Below are 16,041 nucleotides of genomic sequence, written 5' to 3'. Positions count from 1 at the left end.
GCTTAATGAAAATTAATTTGGGTATAATTAGCAAATTAATTTTTTTAGCTTCATATTGATTTGCTAATCAAATATAAATGTTAAAATAGTCTATACAGTATTTAGGATATTAATTGAAAGAATAAAGAGGGTAGTAAAATGAAAACCACAGAATATAATACGCAACAAAAAAATAATAAAGAATATTTAGCTGAGAGAGAAGCAGTTAAAAAAACTATGGCAAAAATGGAAAAAGAGTTAGAAAAACCTGCTATAAATGCGGTGTTTCAAAGACTTAAAAATAAATGAAATATATAGAACTAAGCGAAGCTATTGCTATACACGAAAAGATTATTGAAAAAACAGGTGGATTAAGTGGTTATAATGAAACACAAATAGGATATTTGGCTAGTGCATTAGAGCATATAAAAAACGATGATTATTATCCTACAATAACTGATAAAATTACACATTTAATATTTTCCTGTGTAAAATTTCATCCATTTGCTGATGGAAATAAACGGACTTCGATATTTCTAGGTATGCACTTTTTAGATTTAGATAAGATTTTACCAAAGAATATGAATTCATAGGTAGTCCTACTTTAGATGATATAGTAAAACACAAACAAAGTGATGAAGTTTTTAAAGTGTTTTATAAAAAAGATGATAAAATAAGATTGCTTAGAGTTAGTAATATGCAAGCTTTAAATCGTTTTGATAAACTTAAAGGTGCAATGACAAAAATAATTTTAGATAGTGGTTTTAAACCTGATAAATAAAAAGGATTAATATGTGTAAAGATCAAGAATATATAGAGCAAAGAAAGGTTTTATGGGAAAAAAGTTTTGAAGCCTTTAAAGATGATAAAGTGTATCAAAAAGAACAGCTTGAACTTGCAGAAGCAGGAATTAATGATGGCTTAGAGGAGGATTAATTATATAATTAGCCATATATTTTATATTAGTTTTTTTAAAAAACCGTTTTTACTATATTCTTTGAATCTTTTGTATTGTATTTTGATTGTCTTATTTATGTAATTTTATATATAAAAAAAGTTTTTTCCAATTTTACAACAAAATCCTTTATGGTATAATAAAAATAAAAATTATATAAGAAAGGATACAAATGGCTATAAAAATTGAAATTAGCGGATTTGATAAGGATTTTTTACCTGTTTTTGAGAGTTTAGCTAAAAGCTTATCTCAAAAGCCTATTTTATCAATGTTTTTTCTTATTTTTTGAGCAAAAACTTACGCATACCCTTTTTTCATTTTTTGTTTCTTTAACTTCTCAAAAAAAATTTGTGCCTCATTAAAACTTGGAAATACATTATTTTTTCTTCCTGTGCAACTTTTAAAACGCACATTTCCGTAAACTCTCTCAACCATATATTCCTCAAATAGAGTGGTAATAATTTCTATGCTATAATAGCGAATGTTTCCTTTCTCAGTTATTCTGTGCAACAAAACATTATTCATAAAAAACCTAATTAAAAATTATTTATTTTATTCAAAAAATCATTTTTAAACATTTTTTCTATAGCAAGCTTAATCATTTGATTAATTTTCTCATTTTCTTTAGCTACATTAGAAATTTCATCTTTGTAAGCAGGAATCATCATTTCTATCATTTTTAATGTTTTTTCATCAAATAATACTCTTTTTGGAATTAATATTTCATTTTTTTGAATATTTTCATTATTTATTGTATTTTTTTCCATTTTTATCCTTTATTTGTTAAAATATATAAATTATACCATAATATTAATAAAAAATTGTATAAATAGACAAATAATGCAAAAATATAAATATTTTTATGATATAATTTAAAATATATAACATAATATTTAATTATGTTATAAAAAAAGGATATAAATAAAATGAAACTTAAAAATACTACAATAAGTGAAGATTTAGAGCGTTGGATAGAAACTTATTTGAAACATATTCAAGCATTATCCTATTCAAATAATACTTCTTTACTTTATAGGCGTATTTTACTAGAATTTGTAGAATATTCTTTAGATTATCAAGATGAAATGCAAATAAACGATATAAAAATGACTTTTTTAGTCAATTTTCTTAATTATTTAGAAAATAATTCAAAAAATGGCAATAAACTATCAAAAAAAACAAAAATAACTTATTTGAGAGTATTAACTAGCTTTTTTTCTTTTATAAGCGATAATAATGATGATTTGTTTGTTTTTTCCTTTGATATGAAGAAAATTAGATTTAGAACAGAAAAATCAGAAGAAAAATTAAATTATCTTAATGAAAATGAAATTATAAGGCTAAATAATGTTTTAGAGAAAGAAAAAGCAAAAAAAGAAGTTTATAATAGTTTTAGAAACTCTTTACTGATAAAACTTATGCTTTATGGAGGACTTAGAATTTCTGAAGCTTTAAATGTAAAACTTTGTGATTTTGAAGAGGTTGATGATGAAATATTAAAAATATCCATAATAGGCAAGGGCGGTAAAGAACAATTTGCATTTATTAAAAAAGAAGAAGTAGATGATGAGCTTGAATATTTTAAAGAAAATATCCAAGATAGTGATTACATAATGCAAACTAGCACAGGAAAACATTTAAATAGAAGTAATGCTTTTTTGATTGTAAATAATATTTACGCTAAAGCTTTGATCAGCAAAAAAGGACTTCATTTGCTTAGACACACTTTAGCCATGAGATTAACAGCCAAAGGAACAAACCTTGTGGTCATACAAAAAATTCTAAGACATGCAAATCTAAATACTACTACTATATATGCCAAAGCAACAAATGATACAGTAAAAGCTGCGTTATTAAATAATTAATTTTTTCTAAAATTGATTATTTACATAGACTTCTTTTTGAAGTCTATGCTGTGAATCTTTCTAATAAAAGTTTAGGTTCTCCGCCAAGTATTTTGATGAAATTTGCAATTCTTGATTGTATCATTTCTACGGAATACATACCTCCTAAACCGCCTAAAGCATAAAATAATTCTTCGAAAATGTCTTCTTTGTTAAATTCAAGTTCTTCTATATCAATAAGATCAGGAGTTCGGCTACATTTTTGTAAATTTTGATATATTTTGACTAAAATCTTGATTTTTTGTAGATTATTTTCAGCCTCTAAATAAGAATTTAAGTGTATTATTAGGGTTTTTGATTTTTTTATATCTTCTTTTTGAATTTGTTCCTTGGGATCAATTTTTTCAGTTAACATATTATTAAAAATATTTGCTTTTTCTCTTGCGCTTGACAGTGTGGTTGTTGGGTATTTTCCTATTTTAATACTTTGTATTTTTTTGTTTAACCTATATCTAAAATAAAAAAAAGATAATAGTACCTTTTAGCGAATCTTTTGCTTCGATGTAGAGATTTTTTGTGCATGCATCTTTAATATATGTTCTTTTTTTACAATTAAAGTTTTAAGTTGCTTATCATTAACAATAATCATTTTTAATATTCCTATGTTAAAAAGTATATGTTATTTTTGAATTTTAAAATTTAACATATACTATAACATATACTTTTAAAATTGTCAAAATTGATTATTTGAGATTATTTTAGAAGCTTTCAAACATTGCTATATCATGCTTTAGATGATTATTTCAGATGATTCAAGATTATTTAAGAAAAGAAGTGATGGTGCGCTCAAGAGGATTCGAACCTCTGGCCTTTTGAACCGCAATCAAATGCTCTATCCAGCTGAGCTATGAGCGCAAAAATAAGTTAAAATTATATATAAATATTCTTAAAATAAGCAAAATTTTGCTTATTTTGTTTGTTTTTTAGCTTTTTTACCTTCATCTAAATCAAATTCTTTAGTCTTTTTTGAATAATAAAATATAAAACCTACAATCAAAATACAGCAAATCAAAGAAAAAATATAAAGTGTACCATAAGGGCTATCTTTGAAAAAAAGATTATTAGTATTCATTCCAAAAAATCCTACGATCAAATTTAAAGGCAAGAAAATAGAAGAAAGTATACTTAAAAGATAAATACTTTTATTCATTTTTTCATTTTTAATTGCATTTGTTAATGTATAAAGAGTATCAACTCTTGCTAGATGTTCTTTGGTGTTTTTACTTAAGATGCTGATGGATAAATTTAAAATTTTTAAATGTTTTTTATATTGTGCTTGTTCACTAAGCAAAAGATTGAAAGCTTCGCTTAGAAGATTAATTTGCTTTAGATTTTTGTTGATTTTTTGTCTTAACACAAAGGATTTTTTGTAAAAATTTTTAACAAAACCACCTTTTAAGATAATACCTTCTTTGTGTTCTAAAAGGTTTTGAAAATGAGTATTTTGTACTTTAAAATCTTCTAAAATGGATTTAATAAAATTTGAAAATTCTTCTATGCTAGAAAGCTTAAATTCTCCATCTTGAAGTTTATAAATTTTTTCATCGTTAAAAAGCCAAGTTTCCAAATTTAATCCCACATAAACAAAAATTTTTTGTCCATAAATTTCACTATAAAAAGTTTCTAAATTCTTTGCTTGTAGGATTTTTTTTAGATTTTCGTGTAGTTCTAGCATTTTATTTGCCTCTTAAGTGATAAAAATTTCTTTTAAATTGCGTAAAAGAATTGTTCAAAATTGCTTCACGCATCTTTCTTGCAAGTTCAAGATAATAATGTAGATTGTGCAGACTTGCCAAACGAAAAAAAGTAAGTTCTTTAGCTTTAAAAAGATGGTTTAAATAACCCCTTGAAAAATTACGACAAGTATAACATGAGCAAGTAGAATCTATAACTTCATGATCGTTGATAAATTCTGCTTTTTTGATATTAAATTTTCCAAAACTTGTGAAAAATGTTCCATTTCTTGCATTTCTAGTTGGCATCACACAGTCAAACATATCTACTCCTCGCTCAACATTTTCTACTAAATCTTCAGGCGTTCCTACGCCCATTAAATATCTTGGACGATTTTCATCTAGATAAGGGTTTAAGTTTTGGACTGTTTCGTACATCAAGGCGTTTTCTTCGCCCACGCTAAGCCCACCTATAGCTAAACCATCAAATGGCATTTCGTTTAAACTTAAAGCACAACGCTTTCTTTCTTCATAATCTGTGCCACCTTGGATAATACCAAAAATATTTTGCCCTATACCTATACCTTTATTTTGCATATTTTTATGATAAGCAATAGCTTCTTTTGCCCAAAGTATAGTGCGATCAACAGAAATTTTAACCCTTTCTTTGGTTGCAGGTAGGGCTACTAAATCATCTAAAATCATCATAATATCAGAGTTAAAATCATATTGGGTATCTAAAACACTTTTTGGAGTAAAAAGATGACGACTTCCATCAATGTGACTTTTAAATTCTATACCTTCATTAAAATGTTTGGAATTTTTACTTAAAGAAAAAGCTTGAAAACCACCACTATCGGTTAAAAAACTTCTATCAAATTTCGTAAATCCATGTAAACCTCCAAAATCTTTTACTACTTTGGAAGTTGGACGCAAGTACATGTGATAGGTATTTGCTAAAATAATTTTTGCATCAAGCTCATTTTTCATATCATTAGCATCAAGACTTTTAACCGCTCCTACTGTGCCAACAGGCATAAAAACAGGGGTTAAAAAAGTGCTGTGTGCGGTAGTGATTTCACAAACCCTTGCCATTCCATCTTTATGCTTTAATTTAAATTCCATTTGTTATAATTTCCTTTTTGGAGTTTAAAATGAATAATATTTTAATTATAATAGATGGTATTTTAGCAAAGCATTTCTTAGAAAGGCTTTGTTTTGAAAAAGGCTTAGGTTACTTTTTTACAGTAGTGTGTCAAAATAGTGAAAAAAATAACTTAAATATTTCTAGTGAGTATATTGACTTGCATTATTTTGATCCTACAAGCACAGCGCGTCTTGAAAATATTATGAGTAAGGATTTTAAACAGGCTTTTATTTATATGCAAGATGAATTTGAAACTAAAAAAAGTTATGAGGCTTTGCGTTCTTTAAATCCAAATTTAGAAATAGAAATAATGGATTTTTGGGGGTTAAGTGTTAATGATACTCATGCAAATTTAGCTGATGCTAGAATGACTTTAAGCCGTAGATTTATGGATTTTTTACCAGATATTGCTTTAACAGCTCAGTATATAGGACTTGGAGTTGGGGAGATTATGGAAGTAAAAATTCCAGCAGGGTCTATTTTTGCTTATAGGCACATAAGTTCAATACAACAAAAAAGGTGGCGCATAGTCCTTATTTATAGAAATTCTAAAATTTATTTTGTAAAACCATCTTTTGTTCTAGAGCCAAATGATAGCATTTTGATCGTTGGGGATCCTGTTGTTTTACAAAGTATTTTTCATAATATAAGAGGCAAAGCAGGGCAATTTCCTATGCCTTTTGGAAGTAATGTTTTTGCTTTAATTGATATGAAAAATATGAATCAAAATATACAAGAAAGAGTGCTTGATACTACTTTAAAATTAATTCAAAAAAGCAATGCAAAAAGATTTTTTATACATGTTATCAATCCTAAATTAGGGGTAATGTATGAAAAATTAAAAAAACTTTCTGAGGATAAAGAAGGTGTGTTTTTTGATTATTTCAACACGGATTTTAAACAAATTTCCATGTGGTTGCAAAATAATGATATAGGATTAGTTGTAACCGATATAAAAAATTTTGAGAAAGAAAAACAAGCTTTTTTTGATTTAAAAATTCCTATTATGAAGGTGGGTGAAGCTTCTTTTGATGAGCTTAAAGAAGCGATTATTTTAAGTGCTGATGAGAGTGAACTTGAAAACAATGCAAATGTCATTACTGATTTAAGTAAACAGCTTGATTTTGGAGTTATTTTATATTATTATAATCCAAATTCTCAAAATACTACAGATATGGAGGAGTATTTTAGAAGTTTATCTAAGCTTTATGATAAAAATATACAAATTATTAATAAAAATGATGAAAACCCTCTTTTAAATTTGCAATATCGCGAAGATTTGTTACAATTTGTGAGTTTTCAAAAAGAATTACTAAATAGAGATTTTGCCAGAAATTTAAGTACAAATTTAAATAGGCATTATTACAAAATGAGACAAAATTACCAACTTTTCATACCAGTAGAATAAATAATTAATTAAATGTGATAAAATAAATGCAAAAAGAGTAGTTCAATGCAAGTAGAAGTTAAGTTAAAAGAAAATGCTTATAAGGTTTATATTGATGAACTTGAAGAATTAGAATTTGATAGTAAGGTTTTTATACTTTCAAATCCTAAGATTTCAGGTCTTCATTTGAAAACATTACTTTCTAAAATTAAGGCAAAAGAAATTTTTATTGCTACTGTGAAAGATGGTGAAGAATATAAAAATTTAAGCACCATGGAAGAAATTTTAAACCAAATGTTTAATTCTAAATTGGATAGAAAAAGCGTACTTATAAGTTTTGGTGGTGGCGTGATTAGTGATATGGGCGGATTTGCTGCTAGTATTTATCAAAGAGGTATTGATTTTATAAATATTCCTACTACACTTTTAGCTTGTGTTGATGCAGCAGTAGGTGGAAAAACAGGTGTTAATAATAATTTTGGTAAAAATCTTATTGGCACTTTTTATCAACCTAAAGCTGTATATTGTGAGAGTTTTTTTTTAAAGACTTTGAGCTCTAGAGAACTTGCTGCAGGCATGGCTGAATTTATTAAAATGGCAGCAATGTTTGATTATAGTATACTTGATTTTATAGAAAAAATTGATGAAAAAAGTTTCTTAAATGCTACTTGTGAGAATGAAATTTTTACTCAGATTATAGCAAAAAGCATAGAGCTTAAATCAAGGGTTGTTGAACAAGATGAAAAAGAATCAAGGCTTAGAATGCTTTTAAATTATGGTCATACTTTTGCTCATGTTATAGAAAATTTTACAGATTATAAGCTTTATTTACACGGAGAAGCGGTGGCTATAGGTATGGTTATGGCAAATCAATTGGCTTTAAATTTAGGGCTTTTGGATAAAATGCAAAGTCAAAGAATAAAAGATATTTTACTTAAATTCGGTTTGCCAATATCATATAAAATCAACAATGTAGATGAATTTTATGAAGCTTTTTTCATGGATAAAAAAAGCTCTAATAAAAAAATCAATTTTGTTCTTGCTAGTCCTTTGGGTAAGGGTTTGATAAAAGGTGATATTTCTAAAGAAGATATAATTGCAACTTTAAGAGAATTCCAATGAAAAAAATTATTATTTTAACCTTTTTTGTTGTTTTTGCTTTTGGTGATGTAAATCGGACTATTATTAATAATATAAATGAGAAAATTAATACTTTAAATACTGTAATCAGTGCTAGTATTTGGAATATACGTTATGAAAATTTTATAAAATATCAAGATATAAATGATGAATTAATCATTTTAAATCTTAATTTAAAAAAGACTTCCGATATTCACCAACAAGAAGAACTTAAACGCAAGATAGCAAATTTAGAAGAGCAATTGAACTTGCTTAAAGAATATAAAGATTTAAATTTTGCACAAAGTCTTAGTGCCCCTGATAATATAGAAACTTTATCTAAGCTTACTAATCCTTTGGCTATTATAGGAGCTTTTTCTCATATTAAGAAATTAAAAGGAGAAAAGGAAGAGTATATATTTAAATTTAATGATTTTAAAAATTTAGTAGATAAAATCAGGGAAAAAAACTCAGAACTTAAGGAATTAGTTGAGCTTAAACCAAGTGTTGAGAATATAGAAGCTTTAAAAGCTTCGGATAAAAAGCTGGAAGAATTTGAGCAAGCTTTAAATTTTGCTAGTGTTTCTTATTCTGTTTATGAGAAAAAAATTGATGAAGAGCTTTCTCGAGTAAGTGCTGAGATTAAAGTTCAAAGCTTAAGGGCTGTAAATATACTTGTTGCTATTGTTATTGTTATAGCTATAGCTTTTATGTTGAAATTTATTGCTAAAAAATATATTAAGGATAGTGAAAGATATTATACTGCTACGAAGATTATTAATTTTATTAATATAAATATTATTTTTCTTATTTTGCTCTTTGCTTATATAGAAAATATTACTTATCTTGTAACTATACTTGGTTTTGCCTCTGCGGGCTTAGCTATTGCTATGAAAGATATGTTTATGTCTATGCTTGGATGGTGTGTGATTATTTTTGGCGGAAGTTTTAGAGTAGGGGATCGTGTAAAAGTTTTTCAAAATGATACTACCTATATAGGAGATATTATAGACATTTCTTTTTTACGCATTACTCTTTATGAAGAGCTTACGCTTGAAACTTATAATAAAAATCGTCGTAGTGGGCGTATTATATTTATTCCTAATAACTATGTTTTTACAAATTTGCTTGCTAATTATACCCATCATGGTATGAAAACCGTGCTTGATGGCATTGATATAAGTGTTACTTTTGATAGCAATCTTGACAAAGCTCAAGAAATTGTGGAAAATATTGTTACACGCCATGCCAAAGGTTATACTGAGCTTGCTAGAAAAAATATAGCTCGTTTACAACATGAATATAGTATTAAAAATCCTAAAGTGGAGCCAAGGTTTTTTATGTTTTTTGAACATTGGGGAATGAGAATTTCTGCATGGTATATGACTAATGCTTATGCGGCTTTGGTATTAAGAAGTACGATTAGCAAAGAGATTATAAAAGAATTTAATAAGCATAAAGATATAAAAATTGCTTATCCATCGCAAAATTTATATTTAGGAAATTTAAATCAAAATCATTTTGAACAACATCATGAAAATATGTATTTTCATGCAAGGAATAAGGATTGAAAGAAAAAGTTTTTTTTAAAACCTTTGGGTGTCGCACAAATATTTATGATACAGAGCTTTTAAAAAGTTATGTAAAAGATTATGAGATTATAAATGATGAGAATAAAGCACAAATTATCGTTGTAAATTCTTGCACGGTTACAAATGGAGCTGATAGCGGGATAAAGTCTTATGTAAATACCATGCAAAAAAAAGGCATTAAAGTTATACTTACAGGTTGTGGTGCTGTAAGCAAAGGTAAGGAGCTTTTAGATAAAAAGCAAGTTTTTGGAGTGCTTGGAGCGTCAAATAAAGATAAAATCAATGAATTTTTAGGAGCAAAGACAAGTTTTTATGAACTTGGAAATTTAAATTTTATTGATAAAGATATAGTTTGTGAGTATGAAAATCATACCAAAGCTTTTGTGAAAATTCAAGAAGGTTGTGATTTTGCTTGTTCTTATTGTATTATTCCTAGCGTGAGGGGAAAATCAAGAAGCGTGGATGAAAAAGCTCTTTTAAAACAGGTTGAAATTTTGGGAGCTAATGGTTATAGTGAAATTGTTTTAACAGGGACTAATATAGGTTCATATGGGCTTAAAAATGGCACAACCCTAGGCAAGCTTTTGCAAAAAATGGGACAAATTTTAGGTATAAAACGCATAAGGCTAGGTAGTTTAGAACCTGCACAGCTTGATGAAAGTTTTTTAGAAATCTTAGATGAAGCTTGGCTTGAAAGGCATTTACATATTGCATTGCAACATACAAGTGAAAAAATGCTTCGTATAATGAGAAGAAGATCACATACGGATAATGATTTAAAGCTTTTTAATACTATAGCAAGTAAAGGATATGCTTTAGGGACGGATTTTATAGTAGCTCATCCAGGCGAGAGTGAAGAGCTATGGCAAGAAGCTTTAAGAAATTTTAAAGAATTTCCACTCACTCATATCCATGCTTTTATTTTTAGCCCTAGAAACAACACGCATTCTGCTACCATGAAAGATGTGATAAATGGAACTTTAGCTAAAGAAAGGCTAAACACTTTAAAATCCATAGTAGAAAAAAATAATTATAAATTTAGGAAAAAAAATCAAGTTTCACTTGAAGTTTTGGTAGAAAATCAAAAAGATGGTTTTTTTGAGGGTTATGATCAGTTTTTTAACAAGATCAAAATTAAAAGTGATAAAGATATAACTAAAGAATGGATCTTTATATCTGAATATGAAGTACAAGAAAAGTCTAACTTTGCAAATTTAAAAGGCTAGATAATGATAAATAAAAAGATAATTTTAGCATCTTTTATGGTTTTATGTATGCTTTTGGGAATTTTATATTTTAAAAATGAACCTAAATATATAGATGAAAATCTTTATCAAAGTCTATTAAGCCAAAATTTAATCCAAAAAGCTGTGATTGATAAAGACGAAATTTGGCTTAAGGCAGAAGGTGAAAATTACGTAATTATAAAAGATGGCATAGATATAAAAACACTTTTAGCAAAAGTTCCTGTAGAGGTTAAAAAAGATAACACGCTTTGGGTGTTTTTTATTTTACTTGTTTTTATTATCGCACTTTTTATAAGTCTTGGTTATTTTGCCCGTAAAAAAGAGTTAGCTAAATATCCAATATCAAATAAAAATCACACTCAAGCTCAAAATTCAAATATAAATTTAGAAAGTTCTCATATAAAACCTGTGATTTCAAATATTACTTTTAATGATGTAGCAGGTGTTGATGAAGTTAAAATGGAGTTAAGCGAACTTGTGGATTTTTTACAAAATCCTAAAAAATATAAAGAATTTGGTGTAAAAATGCCAAAAGGTGTTTTAATGGTAGGCCCACCTGGTGTAGGAAAAACATTGATAGCAAAAGCAGTTGCAGGAGAAGCAGGGGTGCCATTTTTTTATCAAAGCGGTTCAAGTTTTGTTGAAATTTATGTAGGTATGGGTGCAAAAAGAGTTAGAGAGCTTTTTTCAAAAGCTAAAATGATGGCGCCTAGCATAGTTTTTATTGATGAAATAGATGCTGTAGGTAAGGCAAGAGGAGAAATGTCAAATGTTGAAAGAGATAGTACTTTAAATCAACTTTTAACTCAAATGGATGGTTTTGAGGACAATAGTGGGGTTATAGTTATAGCTGCGACAAATAAAATCGAACTTATGGATCCTGCTTTATTGCGTTCGGGGCGTTTTGATAGGAGAATTTTTTTATCTTTGCCTGATTTTAAGGATAGACTTAAAATTTTAGAAATTTATATGAAAGATAAAAACAATAATGTCAATTTAAATAAAATCGCCAAAGCAAGCGTAGGTTTTAGTGGAGCAGGGCTTGAAACTTTGGTCAATGAAGCGGCAATTAATGCTTTAAGAAGAAATAGTGCTTTAGTTGAGGAAAGTGATTTTTATGCTGTATTAAATAAAGTTCTTTTAGGCAAGAAAAAGATTTTAAGTTTTAATGATGAAGAGAAGAAAATTCAAGCCACTTATCAGGCTGCAAAAGCTTTGAGTGCGTATTATTTTGACATAGGATTTGAAAAAATCACTCTCATTGAAGATCGTTTTAAAGAATATGAGCATAATATAAGATCAAAATCAGAGCTTATCAATCGTATAAAAGTTTATTTGGCTGGTTCTAGAGCCATGAGATTGATTTACAATGAAAGTTATACTAACTCGCAAGATGATTTTTTAAAGATTAAAGAATTGCTTGATTATATGTTGAGTTTTGATATGTTGAAAGAGTCAAATTTAAGTGAACAAAAAAAAGAAATGGATGAATTTTTAAATTCTATGAAGGATAAAATTTTAAAATTATCAGAGCTTTTGCTTGAAAAAGAAAAGATAGAATATGACGATGTTAAAGATATAATGCAGGTTTGATGATATGTTTAATCATCAAATTCTTTATATAAGATAGTTCCATTAAAATCTATAAGAATTTTTATATCGTTATCAAGTTTAATCTTATAATGGTTGATTTTTCTTTCAATTTCTCTAGCTTTTGTATTTGGAAATTCGTTTTTGATGATATTGGCTAAATTTTGAGGTAAAAAATCTAGATCAAAAGGAAAGGCTTTATTTTCAATTTCCTTCCAAGCTCCATCTATATCAAATTCAAGCTCTGTTCCATCGCTAAGATAGACTTCATAGGAATTTTTGTCTTTTTGCACGATCCCTATAGGCGCTTTGAAATTATGTTGTAAAAATTCTTTAGAAACATTTGGTAAATTATCAGCAGAAATTATTATATCAGCATTTAAAGATAAACTTAAAATAGTAATAATATTTAAAAATTTAATTTTCAATATTTTTCCTAAATTATTTTTTAGTAAAATTGTAAAGAATTTATGTGAATTTTATGTGAATTTTAAGACAATATTATAAAAAATAAAGGTTTTATATTTTGCTTACAATTTTTTTAATTTTTTTAAATATTTTATGTTATTTTTTGATTTCTTATGATTATTACAATATCCTTGGTTTGAATATTTTATTTTTTAATGGAGCTTATTGGCAGCTTTTAAGTTCAATGTTTTTACATGGAAATTTAACTCATCTTATATTAAATATGATAGTTTTGTTTCAATTTGGGCGTATGTTAGAAACTTATTTGGGTGCTTTGTGTTTTATTTTTATTTATTTTATTGGCGGATTGTTGTGCTCACTTTTAAGTGTTTTTTATGTGTATTTTGATTTTAAATATTTTGGAGAAAATATAAATGTCATAGGCGCTAGTGGTGCAATTTGTGTTTTAATGGGCTTTTATGCTGTTATTGATAAAAATAGCACAAAAGGACTTATAGTGGCAATTTTACTTATGAGTTTTGTGCCATTGCTTATGGGGATAAATGTTGCTTGGTATGGTCATATTTTCGGGTTTATGTGTGGTTATATTTTAGCTAAAATAAAAGAGGTAAAATGAAAAAAATTTATATTATAAGACATGCAAAAGCAAGTAAGAGTGAAGACATCGATGATTTTGAAAGAAAGCTTACTAAGAGTGGAAAGGAAGATTTAAAAAAACTTTTTAAAAATCTTGCTTCGCATGAAATTCATCCTGATTTGGTGCTATCAAGTCCTGCTGTTAGAACCGCTAAAACAGCGAAAAAAATAGCCAAATTTTATAATTTTGATAAAAATAGAATTTGTTTTGATGAAAGATTGTATCTTTGCAATGTTGAAAATTTGCTAAAAATTCTGCAAGATATTGATGATGAGTTTAATGAAGTATTTTTAGTGGGTCATAATCCTAGTTTAATGGAGCTTGGAGAGTTATTAAGTTCGCTATGTTTAGCTTCTTTTCCAACTTCTTCTATCTTGTGTTTAGAATTTGATATTAAGGAATTTAAAAATTTAAAAAAACATAGCGGAAAATTAGTTTTTTTTGAACATGTACGCAAGTTAAAAGAAGAAAAAGATCTGGGTTTTTAGTAAGGAGATTGACTCTTACTTCCAACCTTCTATATAATTTTTTAGTTTTCTTCCTACTTTAGGGTGTTTGAGTTTTTTTATAGCTGAGCTTTCTATTTGTCTCACTCTTTCTCGAGTGACATTAAGTTCCTTTCCAATTTCCTCTAAAGTTCTATCACTTTCATCATCCATTAAACCAAAACGCATACGAATTACCGCTTTTTCTCTATCGTTTAATTGATCTAAAACTTCATCAATTTGTTCTTTTAAATCATCCTTTAAGATATGATCCATTGGAGAAAGTGAATTTCTATCTTCAACAAAATCTCCAAATTTACCATCATCTTCATTTCCTATTGGAGCTTCAAGAGAAATTGGTTCTTTTGTGATTTTAATAACTTGTTTAACCTTATCTACGCTTAAACCTACTTCTTTAGCTATAACACTGACATCAGGTTCTTTTCCATCTTTTTGTAGATGTTCGCGGATAATTTTGTTAATTTGATTGATGGTTTCTATCATATGGATTGGAATTCTTATGGTTCTTGCTTGATCAGCTATAGCCCTTGAAATAGCTTGCCTGATCCACCAAGTTGCATAAGTGGAAAATTTATAACCCCTTTTGTATTCAAATTTATCCACAGCTTTCATCAAACCTATATTTCCTTCTTGGATAAGGTCTAAGAAAGGCAGACCACGATTTGTGTAGCGTTTAGCTATGCTTACAACAAGGCGCAAGTTTGATTTTGCCATTCTTCCTTTTGCTTCATCAGAGATTTTTTTACCGCGTTTAATTTGCTCCAAAATTTCTTTTAAGCGTGATTTTTCAAGATCAAAGCTTTTTTCACTGGCTTCTTTAGTTTGAAATAGTTTTTTAATTTCCATATAAGTGCTTACCATGGTTGTTTCTAAAGCTCGCTCTGTGATTTCTTCTTTGCTCAATTTTGTAATATCTTTTAAAATATCTGCATGGCGTTTTTTAAGTTCATCAGAAAACATAGGTAAGCGGTATTCTAAACGCTTAAGTTCTTTGTCAAATTCTTCATCACTTTTTAGTGCAGTTTCCATTGATTTTACGATTTCGCTAATAAGTTTTGAAGTAGGGCCTAGATCCATTAATTTTTCTTTTAAAATATTTTTTTTGAACGCAATGCTTAATTTATCTAAAAGTTCATCTCCGCTTTCTTTGTCTTTGGATGTTTTTAGCCAATCTTTTTTAGCTTTTTCTAGAGCTTTAAATTTTTCTATAACTTTTAAAGTTCTTTCATCTTCTTTTTTGCTGTTTTTTTTAGTATTTTCTTCATCTGATTCTAATTCTGTTTCGTTTTCTTCATCTTCATCTATATCAAGTTCATCAAGTTTATCATCACTTTTTTCTTCATCGTCAAAGCTTTTAAATAGTTCTTTTACCCTTCTTTCTCTGTTTATTAAAGGTTCTTTATAATCTAAAATAAAATCTATCAAATAAGGTACAGAACAAAAAGCATCAATGATAATATCTTCGCCAAGTTCTATTTTTTTGGAAATTTCAATTTCTTCATCTTTGTTTAATAAAGCAATTTGTCCCATTTCTCTTAAATACATACGAACAGGAGAGTCTGATCTGCTCCATTCTAATAAATCGTTTTCATTGGCTAAATCAAATTCGTTCTCAAGGCTTGTATCTTGGAGTTTTTGTTTTTCTTCTTGAAGTCTTTTTGCATCTTCTATGTTTTTCATTTGTGCAATTTCAGCTGCTGAAAAAAGTTGCACTTTGTGTTTTTTCATTAATGCTTGCACTTTTTTAGTGGTTGATGCACTTGGTTGTTTTGTAAGATATTTTACCAATTTTTCATATGTGATATAATCTTTTGCATTTTCTTGAAATAATTCTTCTAATTCAGCTTCTTGAGTTTTGGCGTTCATTGATTATCCT

General features: G+C 27.6%; 18 protein-coding genes, 1 tRNA gene and 2 pseudogenes. 12 read left to right on the top strand and 9 right to left on the bottom strand.

What is annotated here, in order from left to right; all coding sequences use genetic code 11:
* Window positions 1–138: 138 nt before the first annotated feature.
* From FBF21_RS05150 to FBF21_RS05140, 4 genes and pseudogenes are all read left to right on the top strand, one after another.
* Window positions 139–288 (top strand): hypothetical protein, encoded by a 150-nt coding sequence (locus FBF21_RS05150; protein ID WP_002807582.1) that lies wholly within the window; start codon window positions 139–141, stop codon window positions 286–288.
* Window positions 285–542: pseudogene (locus FBF21_RS05145) on the top strand (type II toxin-antitoxin system death-on-curing family toxin); the annotation flags it as partial. The gene FBF21_RS05150 and the pseudogene FBF21_RS05145, both read left to right, overlap by 4 nt.
* Window positions 543–628: 86 nt before the next feature.
* The gene (locus FBF21_RS09400; RefSeq protein WP_002887130.1) at window positions 629–760 is read left to right on the top strand and encodes a hypothetical protein; all 132 of its coding nucleotides are present in this window, start codon (window positions 629–631) and stop codon (window positions 758–760) included.
* Between the two features lie 11 nt (window positions 761–771).
* Window positions 772–915 carry a hypothetical protein gene (locus tag FBF21_RS05140; protein ID WP_002807233.1) on the top strand — a complete coding sequence of 48 codons (144 nt, stop codon included), beginning with the start codon at window positions 772–774 and terminating at the stop codon, window positions 913–915.
* 316 nt (window positions 916–1,231) lie between these two features.
* Here FBF21_RS05140 and FBF21_RS05135 read toward each other — a convergent pair whose 3' ends face one another.
* Both FBF21_RS05135 and FBF21_RS05130 read right to left on the bottom strand, forming a co-directional pair.
* On the bottom strand, window positions 1,232–1,459 hold the full coding sequence (locus FBF21_RS05135) for a WGR domain-containing protein (RefSeq protein ID WP_032600723.1): 228 nt from the start codon (window positions 1,457–1,459) through the stop codon (window positions 1,232–1,234).
* 11 nt (window positions 1,460–1,470) lie between these two features.
* Complete coding sequence (locus FBF21_RS05130) at window positions 1,471–1,701, bottom strand: hypothetical protein (RefSeq protein WP_002834760.1); 231 nt, start codon at window positions 1,699–1,701, stop codon at window positions 1,471–1,473.
* A 159-nt stretch (window positions 1,702–1,860) separates the two neighbouring features.
* Between FBF21_RS05130 and FBF21_RS05125 the strand changes: the two genes are divergently transcribed.
* Window positions 1,861–2,799 (top strand): tyrosine-type recombinase/integrase, encoded by a 939-nt coding sequence (locus tag FBF21_RS05125; RefSeq protein ID WP_002887134.1) that lies wholly within the window; start codon window positions 1,861–1,863, stop codon window positions 2,797–2,799.
* A gap of 43 nt (window positions 2,800–2,842) precedes the next feature.
* On the opposite strand, the gene FBF21_RS05120 is transcribed toward FBF21_RS05125, so the two are convergent.
* The 5 genes and pseudogenes from FBF21_RS05120 to tgt form a co-directional block, all read right to left on the bottom strand.
* Complete coding sequence (locus FBF21_RS05120; RefSeq protein WP_002867921.1) at window positions 2,843–3,193, bottom strand: hypothetical protein; 351 nt, start codon at window positions 3,191–3,193, stop codon at window positions 2,843–2,845.
* Between the two features lie 18 nt (window positions 3,194–3,211).
* Window positions 3,212–3,256, bottom strand: a pseudogene (locus FBF21_RS09230) (hypothetical protein); the annotation flags it as partial.
* 360 nt (window positions 3,257–3,616) lie between these two features.
* Window positions 3,617–3,693 (bottom strand) — tRNA-Arg (locus tag FBF21_RS05115).
* A gap of 52 nt (window positions 3,694–3,745) precedes the next feature.
* A complete protein-coding gene (locus FBF21_RS05110) occupies window positions 3,746–4,513 on the bottom strand; it encodes a magnesium transporter CorA family protein (protein ID WP_002912988.1) in 768 nt (255 codons plus the stop codon).
* Between the two features lies 1 nt (window position 4,514).
* On the bottom strand, window positions 4,515–5,636 hold the full coding sequence (gene tgt, locus FBF21_RS05105) for a tRNA guanosine(34) transglycosylase Tgt (protein WP_002912984.1): 1,122 nt from the start codon (window positions 5,634–5,636) through the stop codon (window positions 4,515–4,517).
* A 29-nt stretch (window positions 5,637–5,665) separates the two neighbouring features.
* Between tgt and FBF21_RS05100 the strand changes: the two genes are divergently transcribed.
* Genes FBF21_RS05100 through FBF21_RS05080 form a run of 5 tightly spaced genes read left to right on the top strand, consistent with a single transcriptional unit; the run spans window position 5,666 to window position 12,596 of the window.
* A complete protein-coding gene (locus FBF21_RS05100; protein WP_002870049.1) occupies window positions 5,666–7,066 on the top strand; it encodes a COG3400 family protein in 1,401 nt (466 codons plus the stop codon).
* A 45-nt stretch (window positions 7,067–7,111) separates the two neighbouring features.
* Window positions 7,112–8,167, top strand: coding sequence for a 3-dehydroquinate synthase (gene aroB / locus FBF21_RS05095; RefSeq protein ID WP_002852978.1), 1,056 nt, complete (start codon window positions 7,112–7,114; stop codon window positions 8,165–8,167).
* Window positions 8,164–9,735, top strand: coding sequence for a mechanosensitive ion channel domain-containing protein (locus tag FBF21_RS05090; protein WP_002852957.1), 1,572 nt, complete (start codon window positions 8,164–8,166; stop codon window positions 9,733–9,735). Before aroB ends, FBF21_RS05090 begins: the two co-directional genes overlap by 4 nt.
* Window positions 9,732–10,982, top strand: a complete 1,251-nt coding sequence (gene mtaB, locus FBF21_RS05085; RefSeq protein WP_002870050.1) for a tRNA (N(6)-L-threonylcarbamoyladenosine(37)-C(2))-methylthiotransferase MtaB — start codon at window positions 9,732–9,734, stop codon at window positions 10,980–10,982. Before FBF21_RS05090 ends, mtaB begins: the two co-directional genes overlap by 4 nt.
* Window positions 10,983–10,985: 3 nt before the next feature.
* Window positions 10,986–12,596: an ATP-dependent metallopeptidase FtsH/Yme1/Tma family protein gene (locus FBF21_RS05080; RefSeq protein ID WP_002886756.1), complete on the top strand. Its 1,611-nt coding sequence runs from the start codon at window positions 10,986–10,988 to the stop codon at window positions 12,594–12,596.
* An 8-nt stretch (window positions 12,597–12,604) separates the two neighbouring features.
* Here the strand turns inward: FBF21_RS05080 and FBF21_RS05075 are convergent, their stop codons facing one another.
* Window positions 12,605–13,021, bottom strand: a complete 417-nt coding sequence (locus FBF21_RS05075; RefSeq protein ID WP_002853001.1) for a PepSY-like domain-containing protein — start codon at window positions 13,019–13,021, stop codon at window positions 12,605–12,607.
* A gap of 98 nt (window positions 13,022–13,119) precedes the next feature.
* On the opposite strand from FBF21_RS05075, the gene FBF21_RS05070 reads away from it, so the two are divergent.
* The gene (locus tag FBF21_RS05070) at window positions 13,120–13,638 is read left to right on the top strand and encodes a rhomboid family intramembrane serine protease (protein ID WP_002870052.1); all 519 of its coding nucleotides are present in this window, start codon (window positions 13,120–13,122) and stop codon (window positions 13,636–13,638) included.
* Window positions 13,635–14,147: a histidine phosphatase family protein gene (locus FBF21_RS05065; RefSeq protein ID WP_002852934.1), complete on the top strand. Its 513-nt coding sequence runs from the start codon at window positions 13,635–13,637 to the stop codon at window positions 14,145–14,147. Before FBF21_RS05070 ends, FBF21_RS05065 begins: the two co-directional genes overlap by 4 nt.
* A gap of 15 nt (window positions 14,148–14,162) precedes the next feature.
* Here FBF21_RS05065 and rpoD read toward each other — a convergent pair whose 3' ends face one another.
* Window positions 14,163–16,031 (bottom strand): RNA polymerase sigma factor RpoD, encoded by a 1,869-nt coding sequence (gene rpoD / locus FBF21_RS05060; protein ID WP_002852997.1) that lies wholly within the window; start codon window positions 16,029–16,031, stop codon window positions 14,163–14,165.
* Window positions 16,032–16,041: the final 10 nt, after the last annotated feature.

Source organism: Campylobacter sp. CFSAN093238 (genome assembly GCF_012898015.1).
Taxonomy (GTDB): domain Bacteria; phylum Campylobacterota; class Campylobacteria; order Campylobacterales; family Campylobacteraceae; genus Campylobacter_D; species Campylobacter_D jejuni.
Note: the sequence above shows the minus strand (reverse complement) of the source record. Positions and strands in the feature narration are given on the sequence as shown.